Origin of the sequence: Sphingomonas sp. CCH15-F11 (assembly GCF_001557005.1) — a bacterium.
In the GTDB taxonomy this organism is placed as follows: domain Bacteria; phylum Pseudomonadota; class Alphaproteobacteria; order Sphingomonadales; family Sphingomonadaceae; genus Sphingomonas.
Window position 1 is genome coordinate 1 of the sequence record NZ_LSKG01000174.1, and the last position, 1,818, is coordinate 1,818.

3 protein-coding genes are annotated in these 1,818 nt (G+C 67.8%); 1 reads left to right on the forward strand and 2 read right to left on the reverse strand.

The features are described 5' to 3' along the window. Both AX709_RS17230 and AX709_RS17235 read right to left on the reverse strand, forming a co-directional pair. Positions 1–336, reverse strand: a 336-nt coding sequence (locus AX709_RS17230) for a DUF3768 domain-containing protein (RefSeq protein WP_066551193.1), incomplete at its 3' end; no start/stop codon positions are given. 299 nt (positions 337–635) lie between these two features. Beyond that, positions 636–935 (reverse strand): hypothetical protein, encoded by a 300-nt coding sequence (locus tag AX709_RS17235; RefSeq protein WP_066551195.1) that lies wholly within the window; start codon positions 933–935, stop codon positions 636–638. A gap of 417 nt (positions 936–1,352) precedes the next feature. Between AX709_RS17235 and AX709_RS17240 the strand changes: the two genes are divergently transcribed. Next, positions 1,353–1,818, forward strand: a 466-nt coding sequence (locus AX709_RS17240) for a hypothetical protein (RefSeq protein ID WP_066551198.1), incomplete at its 3' end; no start/stop codon positions are given.

Consider the following 1,818-nt stretch of genomic DNA (forward strand, 5'->3'; position numbering starts at 1 on the left):
GAAGGAACCGTTCAATGCGAACTTGACAAGGCCCGGATCATACAAATCGACTTTCCAGAACACCGTTGTGATGATCATCGCCTCGTCGGTCGGCCGCTCCTGGGTCCATCGGCCGTTTGGCAGTCGGTAGACCGCGCCGAAATCATGCTCGCCATAGGGGTCGTTGTCCCCGTTGAAGTTCGTGAACCCCACGATCTGCGCCAGCGCGGCGAAGCGATCGGCAGCGGGTAGGGAGTGAAAGCCGGAAGTCACATTGGCGATCGACCCTACGCCGGGTTTGCTCCGGGCGGCGTCGTTCAAGCGCCGGATGGCTTCAAGGTGTTCAGGGTTGCGCATGGTGGTCCTCCTTCTGGCATGGGCCGCATGGGCACGGCCTGCGGCCCTGCCGTTCCGGCGAGGAACGGGATGGGGAGGGGGAGCGAGAATCTTGATGCCGGCGCGGGCGAGCCGCCTAGCGCGGCCGGAGCTGTGCGACGGGTGCCGCGGTTGGCGGATTACACGGGCGGCAAGATTGTCGTTCGGGAACGAAAGGGCAGCGCCTTGGCGTTCCCCTCGCGCCGATCGCGGCGGCGATCGGCGTCGGATGGCGCGGTGCGGATCTTCGCACGGCAGCGTCGCGCGAAAGCGCGCCCTCGTCAGGAGGGCGCGTTGCGTGCATCGCGAGCGGCCAGGACCAGCTCGGCGATACGCGGCTGATGGAACAGCTCGCCGCGCTCGACGACGCCCAAGCCGGGACCGTCCAGCACATCGCGGATTCGGTCCTGCACAACTTCTTCCAGCTCGCCGACGAGAACCCAGAAGTGGATCGGGTCACGGTCGCGCCCCGCGGCGCGGAACTGCTCGCTCTCGGCGACGGCCTGGGCCAGCGCGTTGATCGCGGCCATGCCAAGCGCGCGCTCGAAGGCGAGCTGCCCGAACAGGCGATGATGGGACATGGAAACCTCCGTGATGCCGTGATTGGCATCGCCATCGGGAGGGGCGCGCCGCGCCGGGTCAGCGGACCGCGCACGCGGCCGGCTTGCCGGGTGGCGGGGGAGCCGATTTGCGCAGCAAATTGGGGGGACCGCCGATCCTTGAGGCGGCGTGGCGCGCCCCTCACGATAGGAGAGACTGACGGACTGCCTCTACAAACCAGGCCCACCCGGCGCGGGTGGTCCGTTTATTGAGCTGGCGTTTGACGGCCGGATCGGTGATGCTGCGACTGTGGCGACGTCCCGCGCGGCGATCGTCATCCGGGCGTGAGAACCCGCTTGGGACGGGGGCCTTCGCCAGTGGCGCGGCAAAGGCGAAGGCTCTCGGCGAGCGACGATTTTCTGCTTTCGTTCTCTACTCGGCTGACTCATAGAATCGTCATGCCGATCATGCCCGAACATCGTTGGCTCTACCCGATCGACTGGCCGGAGCTGTCGAAGCTAATCCGCTTCGGTCGCGCTAACGGCCGGTGCGAGCATTGCCAGCGCCCGCATGGCGCACGCGTATTCCACCTGGGTGATGGCCGCTGGTGGGATGCCGATCGCCGGCAGTGGCGCGACGGGCGCGGGCGCCGGGTGCGAGCGCCAGGCCCCAGCACGCTGGCTTTCGTGCGCGTCACGCGGGTCTATCTCGCGTGCGCGCACCTGAACCATGATCCGACCGACAACGCGGCACGCAACCTGGCTGCGCTCTGCCAGCGCTGCCACATGATCCATGACGCGGCCGAGCATCGCCGTCGGCGTTGGCTCAACGCCTATCGCCGGCGTGCGCTGGGCGACCTGCTCGCCCCGCTCGATACCTCTCCGGGGACGGGCAGGGGTGTGCCACGTGGCACACCTGCGGCGG

Excerpts from the sequence above, each read along its gene's own strand:
- AX709_RS17235 (WP_066551195.1), bottom strand. The coding sequence starts at position 935 with ATGTCCCATCATCGCCTGTTCGGGCAGCTCGCCTTCGAGCGCGCGCTT.